16 protein-coding genes and 1 pseudogene are annotated in these 20,208 nt (G+C 54.6%); 1 reads left to right on the top strand and 16 read right to left on the bottom strand.

What is annotated here, in order from left to right:
- Nucleotides 1-9 precede the first annotated feature (9 nt).
- The 10 genes and pseudogenes from GE107_RS04440 to GE107_RS04395 all read right to left on the bottom strand — a co-directional run bounded on the left by GE107_RS04440 (nucleotide 10) and on the right by GE107_RS04395 (nucleotide 12,235).
- On the bottom strand, nucleotides 10-510 hold the full coding sequence (locus tag GE107_RS04440) for a DinB family protein (RefSeq protein WP_219638271.1): 501 nt from the start codon (nucleotides 508-510) through the stop codon (nucleotides 10-12).
- 127 nt (nucleotides 511-637) lie between these two features.
- Entirely contained in the window at nucleotides 638-2,227 is a 1,590-nt protein-coding gene (locus GE107_RS04435) for a cellulase family glycosylhydrolase (protein ID WP_255570178.1), read from the bottom strand.
- A gap of 271 nt (nucleotides 2,228-2,498) precedes the next feature.
- Nucleotides 2,499-2,618, bottom strand: a pseudogene (locus GE107_RS26350) (carbohydrate ABC transporter permease); the annotation flags it as partial.
- Nucleotides 2,619-2,763: 145 nt separating this feature from the next.
- Nucleotides 2,764-3,765 (bottom strand): glycosyltransferase, encoded by a 1,002-nt coding sequence (locus GE107_RS04430; RefSeq protein WP_219638269.1) that lies wholly within the window; start codon nucleotides 3,763-3,765, stop codon nucleotides 2,764-2,766.
- 68 nt (nucleotides 3,766-3,833) lie between these two features.
- Nucleotides 3,834-4,607: a Cof-type HAD-IIB family hydrolase gene (locus GE107_RS04425; protein WP_219638268.1), complete on the bottom strand. Its 774-nt coding sequence runs from the start codon at nucleotides 4,605-4,607 to the stop codon at nucleotides 3,834-3,836.
- Between the two features lie 440 nt (nucleotides 4,608-5,047).
- The gene (gene gap / locus GE107_RS04415; protein WP_219638266.1) at nucleotides 5,048-6,094 is read right to left on the bottom strand and encodes a type I glyceraldehyde-3-phosphate dehydrogenase; all 1,047 of its coding nucleotides are present in this window, start codon (nucleotides 6,092-6,094) and stop codon (nucleotides 5,048-5,050) included.
- A 53-nt stretch (nucleotides 6,095-6,147) separates the two neighbouring features.
- Nucleotides 6,148-7,695, bottom strand: coding sequence for a phosphoenolpyruvate carboxykinase (ATP) (gene pckA, locus GE107_RS04410; protein WP_219638265.1), 1,548 nt, complete (start codon nucleotides 7,693-7,695; stop codon nucleotides 6,148-6,150).
- A gap of 136 nt (nucleotides 7,696-7,831) precedes the next feature.
- Nucleotides 7,832-9,130: a CapA family protein gene (locus GE107_RS04405; RefSeq protein ID WP_219638264.1), complete on the bottom strand. Its 1,299-nt coding sequence runs from the start codon at nucleotides 9,128-9,130 to the stop codon at nucleotides 7,832-7,834.
- 20 nt (nucleotides 9,131-9,150) lie between these two features.
- Nucleotides 9,151-10,422 (bottom strand): Glu/Leu/Phe/Val family dehydrogenase, encoded by a 1,272-nt coding sequence (locus tag GE107_RS04400; protein ID WP_219638263.1) that lies wholly within the window; start codon nucleotides 10,420-10,422, stop codon nucleotides 9,151-9,153.
- A 103-nt stretch (nucleotides 10,423-10,525) separates the two neighbouring features.
- The gene (locus GE107_RS04395) at nucleotides 10,526-12,235 is read right to left on the bottom strand and encodes a methyl-accepting chemotaxis protein (RefSeq protein ID WP_219638262.1); all 1,710 of its coding nucleotides are present in this window, start codon (nucleotides 12,233-12,235) and stop codon (nucleotides 10,526-10,528) included.
- Between the two features lie 99 nt (nucleotides 12,236-12,334).
- Here GE107_RS04395 and GE107_RS04390 point away from each other — a divergent pair, with 99 nt between their 5' ends.
- Nucleotides 12,335-13,255 carry a LysR family transcriptional regulator gene (locus GE107_RS04390; protein ID WP_219638261.1) on the top strand — a complete coding sequence of 307 codons (921 nt, stop codon included), beginning with the start codon at nucleotides 12,335-12,337 and terminating at the stop codon, nucleotides 13,253-13,255.
- A 28-nt stretch (nucleotides 13,256-13,283) separates the two neighbouring features.
- Here GE107_RS04390 and GE107_RS04385 read toward each other — a convergent pair whose 3' ends face one another.
- The 6 genes from GE107_RS04385 to GE107_RS04360 are packed head-to-tail and all read right to left on the bottom strand — an operon-like array spanning nucleotide 13,284 to nucleotide 19,958.
- Entirely contained in the window at nucleotides 13,284-14,456 is a 1,173-nt protein-coding gene (locus GE107_RS04385; RefSeq protein WP_255570177.1) for a M20 family metallopeptidase, read from the bottom strand.
- A 30-nt stretch (nucleotides 14,457-14,486) separates the two neighbouring features.
- Nucleotides 14,487-15,455, bottom strand: coding sequence for an ABC transporter ATP-binding protein (locus GE107_RS04380; RefSeq protein WP_219638260.1), 969 nt, complete (start codon nucleotides 15,453-15,455; stop codon nucleotides 14,487-14,489).
- Nucleotides 15,436-16,431, bottom strand: a complete 996-nt coding sequence (locus GE107_RS04375; protein WP_219638259.1) for an ABC transporter ATP-binding protein — start codon at nucleotides 16,429-16,431, stop codon at nucleotides 15,436-15,438. The genes GE107_RS04380 and GE107_RS04375 overlap by 20 nt, the downstream gene beginning before the upstream one ends.
- A 26-nt stretch (nucleotides 16,432-16,457) precedes the next feature.
- A complete protein-coding gene (nikC, locus tag GE107_RS04370; protein ID WP_219638258.1) occupies nucleotides 16,458-17,363 on the bottom strand; it encodes a nickel transporter permease in 906 nt (301 codons plus the stop codon).
- A gap of 13 nt (nucleotides 17,364-17,376) precedes the next feature.
- Nucleotides 17,377-18,297 (bottom strand): nickel ABC transporter permease, encoded by a 921-nt coding sequence (gene nikB, locus GE107_RS04365; RefSeq protein WP_219638257.1) that lies wholly within the window; start codon nucleotides 18,295-18,297, stop codon nucleotides 17,377-17,379.
- A gap of 47 nt (nucleotides 18,298-18,344) precedes the next feature.
- The gene (locus GE107_RS04360; RefSeq protein WP_219638256.1) at nucleotides 18,345-19,958 is read right to left on the bottom strand and encodes a glutathione ABC transporter substrate-binding protein; all 1,614 of its coding nucleotides are present in this window, start codon (nucleotides 19,956-19,958) and stop codon (nucleotides 18,345-18,347) included.
- Nucleotides 19,959-20,208: the final 250 nt, after the last annotated feature.

Genomic DNA, 20,208 nt, shown 5'->3' with positions numbered 1-20,208 from the left:
TCTTTTCGTTTAATGCCCGGCTCGCATCGCGGCGGACTCCTCTTCGTTCGGTCCGTACACGCCGGGTGGAACGAGTCCGGCCTGACGCATCAGGATCGTCATCTGGCCGCGGTGATGGATCTGGTGGCGCACGATCATCACGAGCAGACCGCCGTATGTCGTGTTGATCCGACCGAAAAGAAGAAGCGGCTCGGACAGCTTACCGTCGGTCCACTGCGCCTTCAGCGCGGAGACGGCGGCGTCGCTGACCTTGCGGTAGCCGTCGGCGATTTCCTGAGCCCGGGTCGGGGTGGGCGCGTTAAAGCCCGGACCATCGACCTGCACCCCTCCCGCGCCCAGCATGCCGGTAACGCTGGTCGCCAAATGCCAGGCCAATTCCCCGAGCTTTCTCCCCTTCGTTTCCGTGACCGCCTGCGTCAAGGACGCGTCCGTCAAGGCGGAGAGAACTTTCGACGTCAGCGAGGACTCCTGCGCCCAGTCGTCCAAAAACTGTTGAACCGCTTGATACATCCGATCTCCATCTCCTTCTGGGATAATGTGGGCAGAACTATGATATCACCCGGGCGGAGCCGTCCGCAAACGCAAAGCAGCTCATACCCGTTAGGTTAGGAGCTGCTTTGATATTGGATGTCGATGATCAGGGACTGACCAACTGCCACTGCAAGTTCGTACTAGGGTCGCTGCTCCACAACTTCAAGTCGGAGCCGTTCGCCGTACTGCCGCCGCCGTCCAAATAAAGTCCGGTCGCCACGTTCTTGATCCTGTAATTGCCTCCGTACGATTCCAATACCCATCTCTGATTGTTGCTGTTGCTGTTGCCCCACTGGCCGCAAATGGAGCCGGCTGACGTAAGGCCCATTCCGTCAAGATACAAACCGGTTGCGACGTTTTTGATTTTGGAATCGCTTCCGTATGATTCGATTACCCATTTCTGGTTGTTGCTGCTGCTGTTGCTCCATTGCCCTGCATTTGAACCGTTCGTGGTTCGCCCCATGCCGTCAACATACAAACCTGTCGTGACGTTCTTGATTTTGTAAGTGCCCGCGATGCCCGTAGAGCCGCCCATACCGCTCATGATCGCGTCGATGATTCCTTGCTGCGTAACCGCGTAAGTCGATCTGTTAAATAATGCGAAGCCGTACTGTCCGTTGTGTCCATTATCCCAATATACGGGTACGGAGCCGTATTTCTTGGCCGTCTGGCTTACCGCTTTGGCGAATGCCGCCCGATACGTGTTGTTCGAGGAATCGAAGGCCGTTTTATCGATGGAGCCGAATTCACCGACGACCACGGGATATCCTTGCGTGACGAATTTATCGAACGTGGACTTCAGCTGCGAATCCAAATAATCTTCCTGTCCCCAGGTCGATTTTTTCGAAGCGTTGGTCGCGGTTGCTCCCCATTGGGTAATTGCGCCGGATTCCACGCCGCAGAAGTCCCATGGCGAATAATAATGAACGGAGATCATGATTCTCTTCTCGGAACTCGGAATGGCAGAGGAACGATAATTGTCCGTAGGAAGCACGAAGCCGTAGTTGCCGACCGTATAATCGATGTTCGTATTCCAGCCGGGAATCAGCAGCCATCTTGCGCTGTTGTTTCCTCCGGTCTGTCTTACGGTATCTACGAAGATTTGATTATACGCATTCAGATTCGAATAGTATGTGGGGTTAGGCGTGCCGTAAGTACCGTCGAATTCTTCGTTCATGGATTCGAAGATCAAATGCTCATCATAGTTAACGAACTTATTCGCGATCTGCTGCCACACTTTCTGATACTTGGCTCGAATCGTGGCTTGATCGCTTGAATTGACGAGCAGCCAAGAGCCGGGAATGGAATTGTAACCGTCTCCATGCATGTTGATGATAACATACAAACCCTCGTTGTAGGCGTAATCCACGACCGTTTTGACTCTGTTCAGCCAAGTGGAATTAATCGTATAGTCCGGTGCGCTCCCGATGTAATTCAAATACGAAACGGGGATCCGGATCGTTTTGAATCCCGCTGCTTTTACCTTCTGAATGAGAGACTGCGTTACGGCAGGATTACCCCACGCCGTTTCGCTCGGCGTACCGTTAGAGCCGACAGCTTCCAGCTGGTTGCCCAGATTCCAGCCCGCACCCATTTCATTAACGATTTGCGAAGCATTCAAGGATGTGAAATCCGCCGTTTCCGCGGACGCTGACGGAATCCAACCGGTAATGACCGTGGTAAACGCTACTGCCATCGCTAACAAACAGCTCCTCATTGACTTCGCTTTCGATAACATGCCCATTACCTCCGTCTCTTCTTATTCTTGACGATGAAACGAGTTTGGCAAAAGCACTTCCCTCCGAAGTCGACTCTATTCATTCCCCCTTTCGATTCATGCAATCATCGTTTCTTGGTGGACACTGGTGTAAGAATCGCTTTGTGCAATTTGATTATATAATTATAAACGCATATAAGGCACCCTATAAATTGTCACAAAATTCATACAATAATTGCTAGTACCCTCCTTACCCTTTAACGCTGCCGATCACCATCCCCTTCAAGAAATACTTCTGCAGGAACGGATACGCGGCCAGGACGGGAAGGGCGCCTACCAGAATCTGAGTCGCCTTGACCGTTCTCTCGGCCGATTCATGAGTCGATAAAACCCCCGGGTTACTTCAATTTTAGGGGCAATTCCCTTGGTCGATGGTGATTCGAATGGCATCGAAACAAAAAAAAGCTTGATTGCTCAAGCTTTCGGAAGCAGGTGATCTTCCTTGCTGCGTGTCGTTACAGCCATTTTTCAAAAAACTGGAGGTATCCCCGCTTCATCACATCATAGGAGAAATGGCTGAAGGCATACTCCCTGTTCTCTTCGGAAACCCGATGCGGCGAGGCAGCAGCCATATTCACAAGTTCGAACCAATTGTGTTCGTCTCCGGCAAACGTGTGCCTGGATGAAATGTGCGAATAGCAGCGGTTTTCGGACCGGACGATCAGCTTCCCCATGGCCATCGCTTCGCTTAACGGCATGGCAAACGTATCGAAGACCGAACTGTTCCAGTAAACCTTCGATGAATTCATGAGCTTGAATATCTCTTCCCGGGACAAAGCGAACATGGTTCTGACGTTGTTGGGAATATCGTATTTCTTGATACTCTCCCTGTACCTGAGCCCGCCGAATACCATCACCACTTCTTTATCCGGATTTTGCCTCGCGTACTCGATCGGGGTATGAGGCCTCCGGTTGGGTTCGTCCCTTCCGATCCACAGGATGCGGTTGTGCACGACTTCATCGGGATTGTAATATTGCTTGGCCAGTTCCGTTTCAAAGCCGATCGGAATGACATCCACGTTCGTGACGCCGTAATCGAGCGCGAATCGCTGCCGCAAATATTCGGTATGCACGATCGCTTGATCGATCAGATCCGGCGTATAGAAGGGTTTCATCATCTCGTAACCGGTTAAATCCCGGTGCGGGTAAGAATGCGGAAACAGCACGCATTTATCGAAGAACATTCTCAAGAACGTAAAGCCCGACACGGTATAAATGATATGCTCGATGCGTTCTTTCGCGAGTTTATCCAGAACGATATCGTAATTCGCAAGATCGCCCTTCTCGTATTCATAACCGGGCGCTTGATCGAAATCGCTGACATGGCGTTCCGGCGAGATAAAGACGATATCCACTCCGAGTTCCCTGCCGATTTGCTTCAATCGATCCGCATATACCCGCGGGCCTTGCGCCTCCGCGAATTGAATTTTCCGCATCACCAAGCCGACTTTTTTCAATGCTGTTCCTCCACGTTTATCGACGATGATTGGGTGAGGGAAGGCACGCCTTCTCCTCAATCTGCGCCTTATAGAACGCCCGCGTACTCCAGACCTTTCTTGACTCCGCCTTCGTCGACGTTCGCGGTCACGTAATCGGCATACGGCAGCAGCTCCTTGTGAGAGTTGCCCATCGCGATGCCGAGGCCGACGAGCTGCAGCATCTCCTTGTCGTTCAGCCCGTCACCGAACGCGATCGCTTCCTCCGGAAGGATACCGATCTTATCCAGCAGCGCCTTGATGCCTTCCGCTTTGGAGCCCGTGTTCGGCAGCACGTCCATCGCCTTGGAGTGCCAACGGACGAAGCGCAGCTCCGGCAGCTCCCCGGGGTACAGATGCTCCTCATGGCTCTCGCAGTGCAGGAACACCTGGTAGATGCCTTCCTTCTTCCAGAAATCCGCATCCGCTTCCGGGTGCACGACCTTAAGCGAGGCGACCGCCTCGTAGACGAAGGGATGCTCAGGCGACGTCGCGAAGTAGGCGTTCTTGCCTTCGAACACGAGCTCGTGCCCGTTCTTCCTTGCGAGACCGACCAGCTTCTCCAATGCTTCCATCGGAATCTGGCTCTCATACAGATCCTCGCCTTTGTACCTTACGTACGCTCCGTTAAGGCAGACATAGGATTCAATGCCGATTTGCTTGATGAGATCTTGGAAGAAGTACGGCGCTCTGCCTGTCGCGATGACGGGCTCGATCCCCTGCTCCTTCAAGCGGCGAATCGCCTCAATGGCATCCTCCGGGATTCGCTTCTCCTCGTCGACCAACGTTCCGTCAATATCGAAAAAAGCGATTTTATAAGACATGATGTTCTCTCCCCTATCTCTATTTTCGCCGATTATAGCACTCTTCACGGAATAAAAGAAGGCTTCCATAACTCCCGCTTAACTCTCGCTTGAAGCGGGAGCTTGTATCCACGGCAGGCTTTCCTACCGTTTTTCGCAAATTGTTCATATATAAGCATAAAAGCTGCCCCCCTCTCATTCCAAGATGGGGGCAGCTTTTATGCTTACCTGCAATTGAAGTTCAACATTTTGGAGTGCCCGTTTTGGACGGCCGGCGTATCCACCGCCGCTTCGTCAACCGTCCGTTCATCCTCCGCTCCGAATCGTGGATTCCATACATGCCTTCTTGCCGCACACGCCGTAAATTTTTTTGACGCCGTTCGTGGGGAGGGTAGCCACGACTTCGTTGCAAACCCTGCAGATCAACGCCCCCAATTCCGGCTTCCCGGATGGGGTCGGCGCTAAACCGTTGGAACGAGACATGTATCTCCCCCTTTCCGTATTTGGAACTCGGCTTGTGACATATAAGCTGCCAGGTCGATCAGCCGACTCGCATACCCCCATTCATTGTCATACCAAGCCATCAGCTTGAGCGAATCCCCGTCCGTCATGATGCTGAGCCCATCGATAACGGCGGACTTGTCGCTCCCGATGTAGTCTGATGATACGAGCGGCAGCTCATTGTACGCCACGTAAGCGCCCATCCCCTCCGCGATCGCAGCCTGAAACGCGTTCGCCACGTCTGCCGGTTCTACGGACCGATTGAGAAAGACCAGCAAATCCAACAGCGAAACATCCGGGGTGGGAACGCGCACGGAGACCCCCTTCAGATGCGGCGCAAGCCGGGGAAGCACGTCGACTAGCGCTTTAGAGACGCCGGTCGTGGTCGGAATGATCGACTGGGTGCAGGCTCGGGCTCTCCGCAAATCTTTGTGCGGGTTATCCATATGGTTCTGATCGTTGGTGTAGGCATGAATGGAGGTCAACCATCCTCGTTTCACTCCGAAGGCTCCATCCAGAATCTTCAGTACCGGAGCCAGGCAGTTGGTCGTACACGAAGCGGCCGATACGAGGCGGTGCCGTTTCGGATCGTACCGCTCCTCATTCACGCCCAGGACGATCGTCGCGTCCAGGTCTTTGCCCGGCGCGGTCAGCAGCACCTTGCCCGCTCCGGCTTTCAGATGTTTTTCCAAAGAAACCCGATCCCTGAATTTCCCCGTCGCGTCGATGACCAGATCGATGCCGAACGATTGCCACGGCAGCTGCGCCGGATCCCGTTCCGAAATCACGGGGATTTCGTGTCCGCTCACGATCAGCCGATCCGGTTCGCTTCGGATGTCCGCGTCCCATTTGCCGTGCACGGTGTCGTAAGCCAGCAAATGGGCCAATACCGACGTCGGGCTGGTGCTGTTGAGGACGCCGATTTCGAAACCCGGAGCGTTCCGCGATAAGGCAATGCGGATGCACAATCGCCCGATTCGGCCCATTCCGTTTACAGCGATCCGCATGTCGCATCCTCCTTCCAATTCTGTTAGGCGTTCATTTTATTCATGGACAAGTGTCAGATATTTGCGACTCCTAATTCTCCACAACCTTCAAACCTCTTGAATTGGCTCGCGAACCGCTCGGCGAGCTCATACGCCGCTTTCTCGTAAGCCGCCTTGTCCGGCCAGGCGTCGCGCGGTTGGAGCAGTTGTCCGGGAACGCCGGCAAGGCTGGCCGGGCATTGCAACCCGAAGATCGGATCGACGGCGAAATCCGTTTGTTCGATCGATCCGTCCAGCACGGCGGCCACCATGGCCCGCGTGTAAGATAGATCCATCCTCTTGCCTACGCCGTAGGGACCCCCGGTCCAACCGGTGTTGAGCAAGTATACTTTGGTTTGATGGGCCTCGATTTTTTCTCCGAGCATTCTCGCGTAGACGGTGGGGGGAAGGGGAAGGAACGGCGAACCGAAACACGAGGAGAACGTCGCCTCCGGTTCTGTCACGCCCCTCTCTGTGCCGGCGAGCTTGGACGTATACCCTAACAAAAAGTGATACATGGCTTGCGCTTTTGTGAGTTTGGAGATCGGGGGCAGCACGCCGAACGCATCTGCCGTCAGAAAGATGATGACGTTGGGATGCCCGGCTTTGCCGGGGTTAAGCGCGCCGGGGATCATATCGAGCGGGTACGCGGCCCGTGTGTTTTCCGTCCGGCTCAAGTCATGGAAATCGGGGGAACCCGTTACCCCATCCAGCACGACGTTTTCCAATACCGTTCCGAATCGGATGGCACCCCAGATTTGCGGTTCTTTTTCTTCGGACAGATTGGCGCACTTGGCGTAGCAGCCGCCCTCGAAATTAAAGACCCCCTGATCCGTCCAACCATGCTCGTCGTCTCCGATTAACCGGCGATGGGGATCGGCGGACAGCGTCGTTTTCCCCGTGCCGGACAAGCCGAAGAACAGCGCCACGTCGCCGCGCTCGCCCACGTTGGCCGAACAATGCATGGGGAAAACCCCTTGCTTAGGCAGCAAGTAATTAAGCACCGTGAAAATCGATTTTTTGATTTCTCCGGCATACTCGGTTCCGCCGATCAGCACGATCTTCCGGGTAAAGGAAATGCAGATGAATGTTTCCGACCTCGTGCCGTCCACCGCCGGATCCGCCTTCAAACCGGGAAGCGCGATCACCGTGAATGCCGGGCTGGGCGGCCGTTCGCCCGCGACGGGGCGGATAAACAGCTGCCGGGCGAACAAATTGTGCCAAGCGTATTCATTGACGACCCGGATCGGGATCCGATACGCTTCGTCGGCGCCCGCATAACCGTCGAAAATAAACAGTTCCTTGTCCGACATATACCGGATCGCCTTATCGTACAGCCGGTCGAAGGAGGCCGGAGACAACGGTTGATTGGCTGGACCCCAGTCCACAAGATGCTCCGTCTCCGCGTCTTTCACGATAAATTTGTCCTTGGGAGAACGGCCGGTATACTTGCCTGTATACACTTGGAGCGCTCCCGTAGACGCCAGCTCGCCTTCTTCTCTCGCCAACGCCATTCGGATCAGTTCGTTCACGGGCAAATTATCATTTGCGATTCTGGAAAGCCGTTCCTCTTGGACACTCATGTGCTGAACACCCCTCTTATTAATCCATATATGAGTCATTTACATTTATTATTTTATATTAGTGCGTCATTTAGTTCCAATAGAAATATTATATGTGTCACATTAAAACATTTAATACTCATTTATAGATATGATTTTACAGTACCACGCGGCCTGCGATTCCATCGATTTCTATCTGGGTTCCGAATGGCGAAGACAGTTCCCTCAACGCAAGCAAAATCTCCCGATCGGAAGACAATTCCGGCCAGCCGCGCTGCGGACGAGGCAAGCCGAAACCCAATTCGATCGGAAACAACGTAAGCTCCGTCAGTTCGCCGTTTCGCATTTTCCAATACGGCAGAACCGATCTCCAGATCTGGGGATTGGCCGCATAACCGCGGGTCCCGTTTGCGCTGCGGCAATCGAACACATCGGCGACCGTGTGCTCCGGACCGAGTCCGTACTTGTCATAACTCTCCGCCGGCAAACGCGGAAGCGTTTCGTTATGAAAAATGAAATTGCCCAGGCTGTAGAAAATCGGACGTTTGCGGTAAATTTCGATTCCCCGCAGCACATGCGGTCCGTGGCCGATAACGGCATGCGCTCCTTCGTCGATGCATGCGCGGGCGAACGTTCGGATAAACTCGGCCGGTTCTTCCATACGGTCCCCGTTCATCTCGTGTGTGTGAATGCTGACCAGGACATAATCGGCTTGCCGTTTGGCTTCGGCGATCCTTCTTCGAATCCGCTTCATATCCGTTTCATGGGGGGACGTCGAGACCCCAGCCGTTTCATCCGCCTTAAAACGATACGTTCCGAAAGCGAAAACTCCGATCTCCTCGTCTTTCAAATAACCGTTCTGGATGGACTTGTTTCGTTTCGCGTTCAGGTGTACCGACCGCGCGATCTCCTTTAGCGTCTCGAGCTTGTCTTCCGGTACGCCGTAGGTGGAAATATAACGCAACGGATGGATGCCCGGTCTGCCGATCATGTCGGAGCGCTGTTCGCCAGCCATTTGGAACTCGTGAAAGGTGGAGGTAGCCGCAATCAGACCCACTCTTCCGGAGGGAGTTTCCAAATATCGCACTTCGCTCGCTTCGGCCAGATTGCGGCCGGCTCCCGCGTGAATAAAGCCGTATCGATTCAAATGAGATTCCGTTGCGGCCAATCCCTCGTATAAATAGTCCATCGTATGGTTATTCGCCCATGAGATCGCGTTGATTCCGTAGGCCTTCAGGTCCTCCAGCACCTCGGGAGGGCTGACCGCCCAAGTTCCGCCGCTCAGCGCCGAAGGAACGCAATCATAATGGTGAAGCGTCGTTTCCAAATTGGTGAAACGGACGTCCGCGTTATGAAACAGCTTCGCGATCCGTTGAAAGGAACTCGTTTGGAACGACGGCAGCCTCCGGGTAATGAAGCTATCGCCGCTCGCGATAAAGCTGATCTCTTGATCCATCGTCGCACCTCCAAATCAGGTCATGCCCAGCCCCGCAGCTTGACGGCGTGAGCCAAATTCTCGATTCCCACCATGTAGGCGGCCATCCGCATGTGTACGCCATGTTTTTGCGCCATGCGGAAAACCGCATGCAGGGATTCGACCATCCGCGTTTCCAATCGCGCGTTTACTTCCTCTTCCGTCCAGTACAACCCTTGGTTGTTCTGCACCCATTCGAAATAGGACGCCGTTACGCCGCCGGCATTGGCTACGATATCCGGTACGATGACAACGCCGCGGTCGGTCAACATCCGGGTCGCCTCCAAGGTCGTCGGCCCGTTCGCCGCCTCTACGATGATGGAGGCCCGGATTCGATGAGCGTTTTCGCTCGTGATTTGATGTTCGATCGATGCGGGAATCAACATGTCGCATTCCTGCTCCAAAATTTCCCGATTCGTGAGATTTGCCCGAAATCGATCGGTCACGTTGCCGAACGCATCGCGCTTCTCCAGAAGCTCGGTCACGGGCAATCCGCGGGGATCGTAGATTCCGCCGAACAAATCGCCAACGCCTACCACCTTGACGCCTCTCGCATGCAATAACTTCGCGACCTCTCCCCCAACGTTGCCAAAACCGTGAATGATCACCCGTAGATCCAGCAAATCGCGATTCAGGTAAGCGGCGATTTCACGAGCGGCGATCACAACGCCGCGTCCGGTTGCCGACTCCCTTCCGTTCGAGCCGCCCAAGATGCGGGGCTTGCCGGTAATAAACCCAGGCGTATGGCTTTCGCGGATGCGATTGTACTCGTCATACATCCAGGCCATGATTTGCGGATTCGTATAGACGTCCGGCGCGGGAATGTCCTTCGCGGGACCGGCCATTTGGCTGATCGCCCTCACATAGCCTCGGGACAACGATTCCAATTCCCTGGGAGACAAGGCCCTCGGATCGCAAGCAATGCCTCCTTTGCTCCCGCCGAACGGTAGACCCAGAATGCTGCATTTCAGACTCATCCAGATCGAAAGCGCCTTCACTTCGTCTTCGGATACGGAAGGATGAAACCGGATTCCTCCTTTCGTCGGTCCTAACGCGGTATGCTGAATGCGGTATCCGGTAAACACCCGAACATTCCCGTCATCCATGCGGACCGGAATCCGAACCTTCAAGCTTCTCATCGGTTCTTTCAGGATCTCGAATACTCCGGAATCGAAGCCCAGTCGATCCATTGCGGCCGCTATAACCGCCTGCGTGTCGCCGAGCTCGTCCTCTTGTTCCGCTTTCGCCTGTCCGTTTTGTACGGTAATCGTCATGAAATGACTCCCCCTGCACCGGCATTCATTTTTCCGTGTTTAACTATAGCGATTGTGGCGCGAAGGGTACAATCGAAGGATTCGAAGCTATGGTTTCAAAATTTCAAACCAACGAGAACGACGTGCAACGTTCTCTTAATTCATCCGACAGCTCGAACAAGGATTTCGATGCGGCGGCCATTTCCTGCAGTGCCGCCTGCTGCTGCTGACTGGCAGCCGTCGTTTCCTCACTCGTCGCCGCGGCGGTTAGCGTGACGGCCTTTACCTCCTCCATCCCTTTCACGATCTCTTGGCTTCTCCCGGCGATTTCGCTGACGGCGGCCGTGACGGACAACGCGCTCTTCCTGAATTGGTCTATCGTGAACTCGATCGTTTGAAATTCGCTTTGGGCAGCGGTTGCAAGCTTCATGCCTTCTTTGGCGCTCTCCGTCCCTTCCGCGATCGATTTCCGGGCATCGGAGGTACGTTCGGCGATTTGCAGCGCGATCTCGGCGATCAGCTTGGAGGAAGCCGTCGATTGATCGGCCAGATCGCGAATGCGCGCGGCAACAACAGAGAAACCCCGGCCGGCTTCTCCTGCGCGGGCGGCTTCGATGGAAGCGTTCAGCGCGAGCAGATTCGTTTGGTAAGAAGCTTCTTTCATCATCTTGGTGATCATGCCGATTTTTCCGGATTGTTCGACCAGTAAAGAGAACAGGCGCTGCGTCTGTTCGTTTGTACGGCATAGCCCTTCGATTCGGCCGTACAGTTGAAACACATGATCGACTCCCGCCGCCGAAGCCTGAGAAGCCTTTTCCGTGCGATCCGCCATCAACCTCATCTGCTCGTCGATCTGTTGAATGTGGGCATCCACTCTCTCCAGTTCATTCGTCATCCTGGCCACGCTGCTCACCTGGTTGTCCAACCCGGACGTTAACCGGGCGGAAGCGGAAGCGATGACCTCCGAAGCCTTCGAAGTCTGGTCGGCGAACACAACCGTCTGGTCGGCGGTTTGGGAAAGCGACTTGGAGCAATGGTCGATTTGGGATACGAGGGAGCGCAGCGAAGCGATCATGACATGAAATGACCGGAACATCGCGCCGATTTCATCCTTGGACCGGTATGCGCCGGAGACGTTCAAACGGCCTTCTGCCGCCTTCTCCATCAGCCGTCCGATGTCTTCAAGGGGGCTCGTAATCGTTTTGCCGAGGAGCGCGGCGGCAAATCCGGATACCAAGGCGGACAGCAGCAGCAAGCATACGCTGAGCTGGACGGCGAAGGCGCTCGTTTCTGCATTGGATGCTTTGATATCGCTGGCGACTTCCGCCATATGGTCGGCTATCGCCATCATCAACCCGTTCATTTGCGCCTGAATCGGGCCGGTTTCCGCGGCGTATTGCCGATAGGCTTGCTCGCTTTGCCTCTGATGGGTCAAATACGAGATTTCGTTCTGGCTTTTCAAATATTCGATCCGGAGCTTGTTGTACCGCTCCAGCCGATCGCGGTCGAATTCGCTCAGCGGCACGGTCTTCAATAGATTCAACCGTTTGGACGTTTCCCCCAGCCGACCGTTCACCCGCGCTTCCAATTCCGCGATCCGGTCCGGCTCCTTCGCGATCATCGTTTCGAACACGTCTGCCTGGATTTCGAACGTCATGTCGCGAATCTCGTAGATCCACTCGAGGGGGAGTACCGCTTCCTCGTATAAGCGTTCCGAATTGGACTGAAGAACCTGCACGTTCCGATAGCCCACCAAGCCGATCAAGACGATGAAACCGACGGACAACGCATTCAGGGCCGCCAGTTTTCGCTGAATCGTCAAATTTTTCATCATCGCGATCTCCATCCTCCCTCGCGCTTGACAATGATTAATAATCTGCCTAACGTATACACTAACTATCGGAAAATAGCTGATGTCTAAGGGGGACCCGGCATGAACGAACAAGATTGGTCGCTGCTCGACTTCGTCTATAGAGAGCAAAACTTGTCGAGAGCCGCGGAGCAGCTATTCCTCTCGCAGCCCACCTTAACGTACCGGCTGCATCAGATCGAGTCGGAATTCGGCATTAAAATATTCACGAGGACCGGCAAAACGATGAAGTTCACGCCGGAAGGCGAGCATCTGGTTGCTTACGCCCGGAATATGCTGCTGGAGCTGCGGAAAACGAAGGATCTGTTGACCAATCTCAAGCACCAAGATATCCGGAGCACGATCCGGATCGGCGTTTCCGGCAATTACGCGATGTATCGGATGGTCCCGATTTTGCATTCGTTTTACGAGCAATTCCCGAATATACAGGTCAACATGCTCACCAGTCTAAGCTCCGTCATCTTTCAACTCCTGCAAATGCAGGACGTCCATGTCTGCATCGTGCGGGGAGAGTACAGCTGGTTCGACCGAAAAGACCTTCTGGAGCCCGAAGGCGTCTGTCTCGTCTCGAAACAGCCGATTCGGTTGGAAGAATTGCCTTCGATTCCCTGCATCCAATATCGCAATGATCCCAATGCCGCCGGGCTGAAACATAAGACCGACCCTCTATTGGGAAAAGCGATCGATAGCTGGTGGAACGAACGGTTCAACGAGTCGCCGCTCATCGCCATGCAGGTCGACAACCTGGATATGACGATGAAATGGGTCAAGATGGGAGTCGGTTACAGCATCGTACCGGAAGTTTGCTTAACGGACGAAGATCGAACCGAGTTGTTCGTTCAACCGCTCGAATTCAGTAACGGACAAGCCGTGATTCGAAACAATTGGATGCTGTACCGGGAATCTTCCCTAGGTCTCTACGCCGTGGACAAATTCGTCGAACATGTAAGAACATGGTATAGAAACCGGACCGAAGAATCCTGATTCTTCGGTCCGCATTTACGTTAGATCGTTACCCCTGATGGGCGACGGCATATTCCGCTTGGATTTCCTTCAGCAGTTCCGGATCGGCGATCAGGTCGAAGGCGCTTCCCGCAATGGCTTTGGCCGCCAGCATAACCGCCTTATGGCCTTCCGGACTCACGCCCGCCCTCACCCACTCCTCGGTATGGCTCGAAGTTCCCAGCGGAACGAATGCCACACGCAAACAGGCGCCGGGTACCCGATGCGTCACGTTGGCGAAATCCGTGGACCCCGTGCTCGTTCTCGGCGGCGAAATTTTCTCGCACCCCGCCTCTATTGCGTTATCCAGCAGAAGCCGGTTCAATCGTTCGACGTTGATCTTGTTTTCGGTTGCTTTCTTTTCCTCGATCGTCACGGTGGTACCGGTAGCCATGGCCGCGCCGCGCACGGCATTAAAGACCCGTTCCAGCACCGTGTTCAGATGCTGGCGGTCGTTTGCGCGAACGTAATATTGGGCGGAGGCGTATTCGGGCACTATGTTGGGCGCGACGCCGCCGTTTGTGATCACGCCGTGGATTTTGACGTCGGAACGCACGTGTTCTCGCAAATATTCGAGCGCATGATAGGCGAGCAGTACCCCATCCAGCGCGCTGACGCCTTGGTCGGGAGCAATGGCCGCATGGGCTGATTTTCCTCTGAAGATAAAGTCGAACTTATTCATCGCGAGCGTTTTGCCATCCACGGTCGTTCGATCGCCCGCGTGCATCATGAGCGCCACGTCCAGATGATCGAACACGCCCGCTTGGACCATCGGCACCTTTCCGCTCGTCGTCTCCTCGGCCGGCGTCCCGTACACTTCGATGGTCGCGGAGAGATCGCCCAAGCATTGGGTCAGCGCGATCGCCGCTCCCGTGATGGAAGCCGCCTGCATGTGGTGTCCGCAGCCGTGTCCCATTCCCTCGAGGGCATCGTATTCGCATAATAACCCGATCGTGGGACCTCCATCCCCATTGCGAAAAGTCGCTTTGAATGCGGTCGCCAATCCGGCCACGTTCCGCTCCACTTCAAAACGATGCTCCGCGAGCGCGCGCGTCAGCAGTTCCACGGCTTGAAACTCCTGATTGCCGATCTCGGGATGGCTGTGAATAAAATCGTTGATGGCCAAAATTACGCTTTCCATGCCATCAATCGTCTCATATATCCGACGTTTGATCTCCTTCATCGATTCCCCTCCGTATATCGCTTTCCGTTTCTATTCGTTGTACAAATGGCACGCGACAAATCGTCCGTCCACTTCCCGAAGCGCCGGCTTCTCCGTGCGGCATATCGCCATGCATTCGCTGCATCGCGTATGGAAGGCACAGCCGGCCGGAGGATTGGCCGGGCTTGGCACATCGCCGGTCAGCACGATCCGTTCCTTCTTGACGAGCGGGTTCGGAATCGGCACCGCGGACAGCAGCGCGCGGGTGTAAGGGTGTTTCGGGTCGTCGAACAGTTCCTGTTTTTCCGCCAATTCCACGATACCGCCGAGGTACATCACGCCGATCCGGTCGCTGATGTGCTTCACGACGCTTAAATCGTGCGCGATAAACAAATACGTCAGTTGAAACTGCTGCTGCAAATCTTGCATCAAATTGATCACTTGCGATTGGATCGAAACGTCGAGCGCGGAGACCGGTTCGTCCGCGACAATCAGCTTCGGACGCAAGGCCAGCGCCCTCGCGATGCCGATGCGCTGCCGTTGGCCGCCGCTGAACTCATGTACGTAACGCTTGGAATGGTAGCCGCTTAATCCGACGACGCTCAGCAGTTCTTCGATGCGCCCGTTCAGCTCTTTTCTCGGAACGAGACGATGGATCTTCATCGGCTCCGCGATAATGTCTCCGACGGTCATCCGCGGATCAAGCGAGGCATACGGGTCCTGAAAAATCATTTGCAAGTCGCGGCGAAGCGGCCGCAGCTGCCCCGGGGTCATGCCGGCGAGATCATATCCCTCATAGATCACTTCCCCTTCCGTAGGAGTCAGAAGCTGCAGCAGCGTTCTGCCGGTCGTCGATTTCCCGCAGCCGCTTTCTCCCACCAGACCGAGCGTTTCCCCTTTGAAAATCGTGAAATCCAGGCCGTCTACCGCTTTCACATAGGCGGGCCGCCGATTGAGCAGTCCTCTTTTGATCGGAAAATATTTTTTCAAATTCCTTACTTCAATGAGCGGCTGCTTCATCGAACGTCCCCCTTTCTTCGGGTGCATGAAGCCAACATCTGCTGTAGTGCCCGGCTTCGACTTCGAGAAATTGCGGAGGTTGAGCGCGGCAACTATCCATCGCAAACTCGCACCGCGGGGCGAAGCTGCACCCCGGGGGCAGACGGTTGGGAGCGGGTACGTTCCCTTTGATGGAATGCAGCCGCTTCTGATTGCTCTCAAGAGACGGAATCGACTGAATCAAGCCCTTCGTATACGGATGTTTCGGATTCGTGAACAACGTAACCACATCCGCTTGTTCCACCACCTTGCCGCCGTACATGACGACGACGCGGTCGCACATTTCAGCCACGACGCCCAGATCGTGCGTGATCATCAGGATCGCGGTGTTGTGCTTCCGTTTGAGTTCTTTCATCAGATCCAGGATTTGCGCTTGGATGGTCACGTCAAGGGCGGTCGTCGGCTCGTCCGCGATCAGCAGCTTCGGATTGCAGGACATCGCCATGGCAATCATCACGCGTTGCCGCATGCCGCCGGACAATCGGTGAGGATACTCGTCCACGATTTGCTCAGGACGGGGGATACCGACCAGCTTCAGCATGTCGACGGCGCGCTTTTTCGCTTCTTTCTTGCCCGCTTTCCTATGGATTCGAACGGCCTCGCCGATTTGATCCCCGACCGTGTATACGGGGTTCAAGGAGGTCATCGGCTCCTGGAAAATCATCGCCATATCGTTACCTCGGATATCGCGCATCTCTTCTTCCGTGCAGGCGAGAAGATCGCGGCCGTCGAACGTAATCGAGCCTCCGACGACTTTGCCCGGCGTCAATCGCATGGCGGTCAGCGAGGTTACGCTTTTGCCGCAGCCCGATTCTCCGACGACGCCGACGGTCTCCCCTTCATGAACGACGAGATCGACGCCGTCTACAGCGGGCACGACACCTTCATCCGTATAGAAAAACGTTTGCAGCTGTTTGATTTCCAATATTTTCTTCACCGGCAATTCCCCTCCGCGCAAAGCCGTTATAGTTTCATCTTGGGGTCCAGCGCGTCGCGCAGGCCGTCACCCAGCATATTGAACGCAAGGACCATGAACATGATGGCCAGCCCGGGAATCGTACTGACATGCGGCGCAACGCGCAAATACCCGCGACCCGTGCTGAGCATGGCCCCCCATTCCGGCGTAGGCGGCTGCGCGCCCATACCGAGAAAACTGAGACCGGCCGCGGTCAGAATGGCGGTCGCGATCCGCAGCGTGGACAACACGATGACCGGCGCGATACTGTTCGGAATAATGTGTTTGAAAATGATCAATAGATGGGAGCCGCCCATCGCCTTGGCCGCTTCGACGAATTCCTTGTTCTTGATCCCGATGACGGCGCCGCGGGAAATCCGCGCGAATGTCGGGACGGAAAAGATTCCGATGGCGATCATCACGTTAATCATGCCAGGTCCGAGAACGCTGACAATCGCAAGCGCGAGCAGAAAGCTGGGGAACGCCATGAAAATATCGATGAAACGCATGATGATCGAATCCAGCCAACCTCCGAAATAACCGGAGACGGTGCCGAGGAATACACCGAACACAAGAGAGATCAGGACTCCGACCGTACCGACCATCAGCGAGATTTGCGTTCCGTATAGAATTCGGGACAAGATATCCCGGCCGAATTCGTCGGTGCCAAACGGATGCGCCAAATTCGGCCCCTCAAGCATGACTTCCATGTTTTGCTGGTAAGGATCGTACGGTGCGATCCATTGAGCGGTGGAAGCCAACAAAATCAGGGCCGCTACCATCCATAACCCCACCATGGCGCGTTTGTTTCTCCGGAAACGCCTCGCCATCAGCCTCCAGGGAGACCGGGAAGCGGCGACGCCGGATACATTCGATTCGAAGGGTGTTGCGGCAGGAGCTGTCGTTCGGCTCATGTAGGTTACTCCTTTATTCGTACTTGACACGCGGATCGACTAAGCTGTAGCAAAGATCGACGATCAGATTCACGACAACGAAAATCGCCGCGCAAAATAATACGGTGCCTTGAACAGCCGGATAATCGCGGTATTCAATCGATTGGATGATAAATCGCCCCAATCCGTTCATGGAGAAAACGGTTTCGGTCAATACCGCGCCTCCGAGCAAATGGCCGAATTCCAGGCCGACAATCGTAATGATGGGGATGAGCGCGTTTTTGAGCGCGTGCTTCAGGATAACGACACGTTCCTTAACGCCTTTCGCGCGTGCGGTTCGGATAAAGTCCTGATGAATCACTTCCAACAAGCTGGATCGGGTGAGCCTGGCCAGAATGGCGGAAGACGATAAACCGACCGCGAACGACGGCAATATGAACTGACTGAAGTGATCGCTGCCCCCGGAAGGCAACAACTTGAAATAATACGAGAAAAGCAGAATGAGCATCAATCCGAGCCAGAAGACGGGCATGGAAATCCCGAACAAGGACAGCATCATGAACCCGTTGTCTCTTCTGCTGTTCGGTTTGGTCGCCGAGAAGATGCCCGCGAGCAATCCGATGACCACCATGAAGCCGATGGCCATAAGCGTGAGCTTGATCGTCGTCGGAAACCGGATCATGATTTCGTGCAGAACGGGCCGTTCGGAACGGAGCGAGTCGCCCAAGTCCCCTTTGAGCAGGTTTCCGACATAATGGGTGTATTGGTAAATCAGCGGCTGATCCAGCCCGAGCCGTTCTCTCATCAACTGGACGTCTTGTTCGGTGGCATCGTATCCCGCGATCAGCCGCGCGGGATCGCCCGGTATGGAATGGATCATGATAAAAACGAGAACGGATACGCCGATCAGCGTAGGGATCATCTGCAGAACGCGTTTGATCGCGTAAGTCGTCAATGTGCTCCCTCCAAGCAGGAAAGGGAGGGGGAGTCCCCTCCTCTCGGTTACTTTTTCGATGCTTCTCTCAGGATGAGACGTTCGTTTGCCCAACTATAGACGTTTTCAACGTTTTTCCGAACACCCGTCGTTTGCGAGTAGTCCAGAACGAAAATCCAAGGCGCATCATCTTTAACCAACTGCAGGGCTTCCGCATAAATTTGTTTGCGCTTTGCCTCGTCGACTTCTTTCATGCCTTGTTCGAGCAGTTCGTCCAGTTTCGGACTGGAGAATTTCGAGTAATTGCTGGAACCGTCCGTTCCCAATACCGGCCGCAAGCCCCAGTCTGCGTCGTTGGTCGAATTGCCCCACGCATTGACGGATAGATTGAAATCCGCGTCCTTCTCCCTCAACCCATCGGTGTAGGAACCGAAATCCCGCTTTTGGAACTCGACCTTGAATCCGACGGCCTGCAAGTTCGCTTGCACGAACTCGGCGATTTGACGGTCCATCAAGTAGCGGCCATCCGCCGTCCACAGCTTGATCGTCGTTCCTTCCTTCACGCCCGCTTCCGCCAGCAACTGCTTGGCCTTCTCCGGATCGTAAGGGTATGCCCCGACCGGCGTGAATCCCCAAGTATCATGGCCGATTGCCGCTTCTGCCACGATCGCATTATTACCCATGATTTTCCGGACGATCGTTTCTTTATCCACGGCGTAATTGACGGCTTGCCGAACCTTCGGATCGTTAAACGGCGGCCTCGTGGTATTAAGCGCGAAGTACAGGTTTCTCGAGCTTGGTTCGATATTCACGGTCAAATCTTGATTTTCCCTTAAACGGTCGATATCGGTAATCGAGATCGGCAGGGCCACGTCCGCTTCGCCGGTCTCGAGCATGATCGTTCTAGCCGAGCTTTCCGGAACCGTTTTAAACGTAATGGTTTTGAGCTTCGGTTTGCCGCCCCAATAATCGTCGAAAGCTTCGAATACGACTTTGTCGCCGGGCACCCATTCTTTGAGCTTGAACGGGCCTGAGCCTACCGGTGATTTTCCCACGTCCGAGCCCTTCTCCTGCAAGTTTTTCGGGCTGTGGATGCCGGCATTCGTGTGCGCAAACGTCATCAAAGCCGGTCCGAAAGGGAATTTCAGATCGAAGCTAACCTGATACTCGCCGTCCACGTTCACCTTGTCGATAAATGCCCCAAAGAGAGAATAGCGGTTCAGCTTGTTCTCCTTGTTAAGAACGCGGTCGAACGTCACTTTCACCGCTTCCGCGTTGACCGGCGTGCCGTCCTGGAATTTCGCGTTATCGCGAAGCTTGAACGTAATCTTCTTCCGGTCTTCGGAGAAGGTCCAGCTTTCGGCGAGCTGCGGTACGATCTTGCCTTCCCGGTCCAGCGTAACCAACTTGTCATACAGAAGCTCGTTCGCGTTGTTGGAGACCCCGTCGCTCGCGTCTTGCGGGTCCAACTTCACCGGCTCCGCACCCATCGCGACAACCAAATCCCCGCGTTCGGCTTGTTCGGACGAGGCGGCCTTGGTCGATGCCGAAGGCGCATTAGACGCGGAGGACGCCGAATCATCGGAGGAACCGTTCTGACTGGTGCACGCGACCGCGACCATTAGCGTAAAGATGACCGTTGCAACCGTTTTCACCATTTTCAACGTTCTCGCTGTTTTCATAGACCTACTCCCTTATGGTAGATTCGCAACTCTCTATCACTATGGAATTGCTGATTTGATCTTATGGGATGGTTAAGGGAATGTAAATTTCAGATCTTCTATGATCATTATCTAAAATCTAAATGATAAAAAAACGATCTGAAGGTTGGAGAGAGGGGCGTTAGCGAGGGACTTCCAAAGAAAAGGGCCATTGGAAATTTTCCAACAGCCCTAATCGAAAACTACCCAATCCGAGGTCGGCGGACTTTGA

Source organism: Cohnella sp. CFH 77786 (assembly GCF_019400745.1).
GTDB lineage: Bacteria > Bacillota > Bacilli > Paenibacillales > Paenibacillaceae > Cohnella.
The sequence above is the reverse complement of the archived record's forward strand: the minus strand, read 5'-3'. Positions and strand labels throughout refer to the sequence as shown.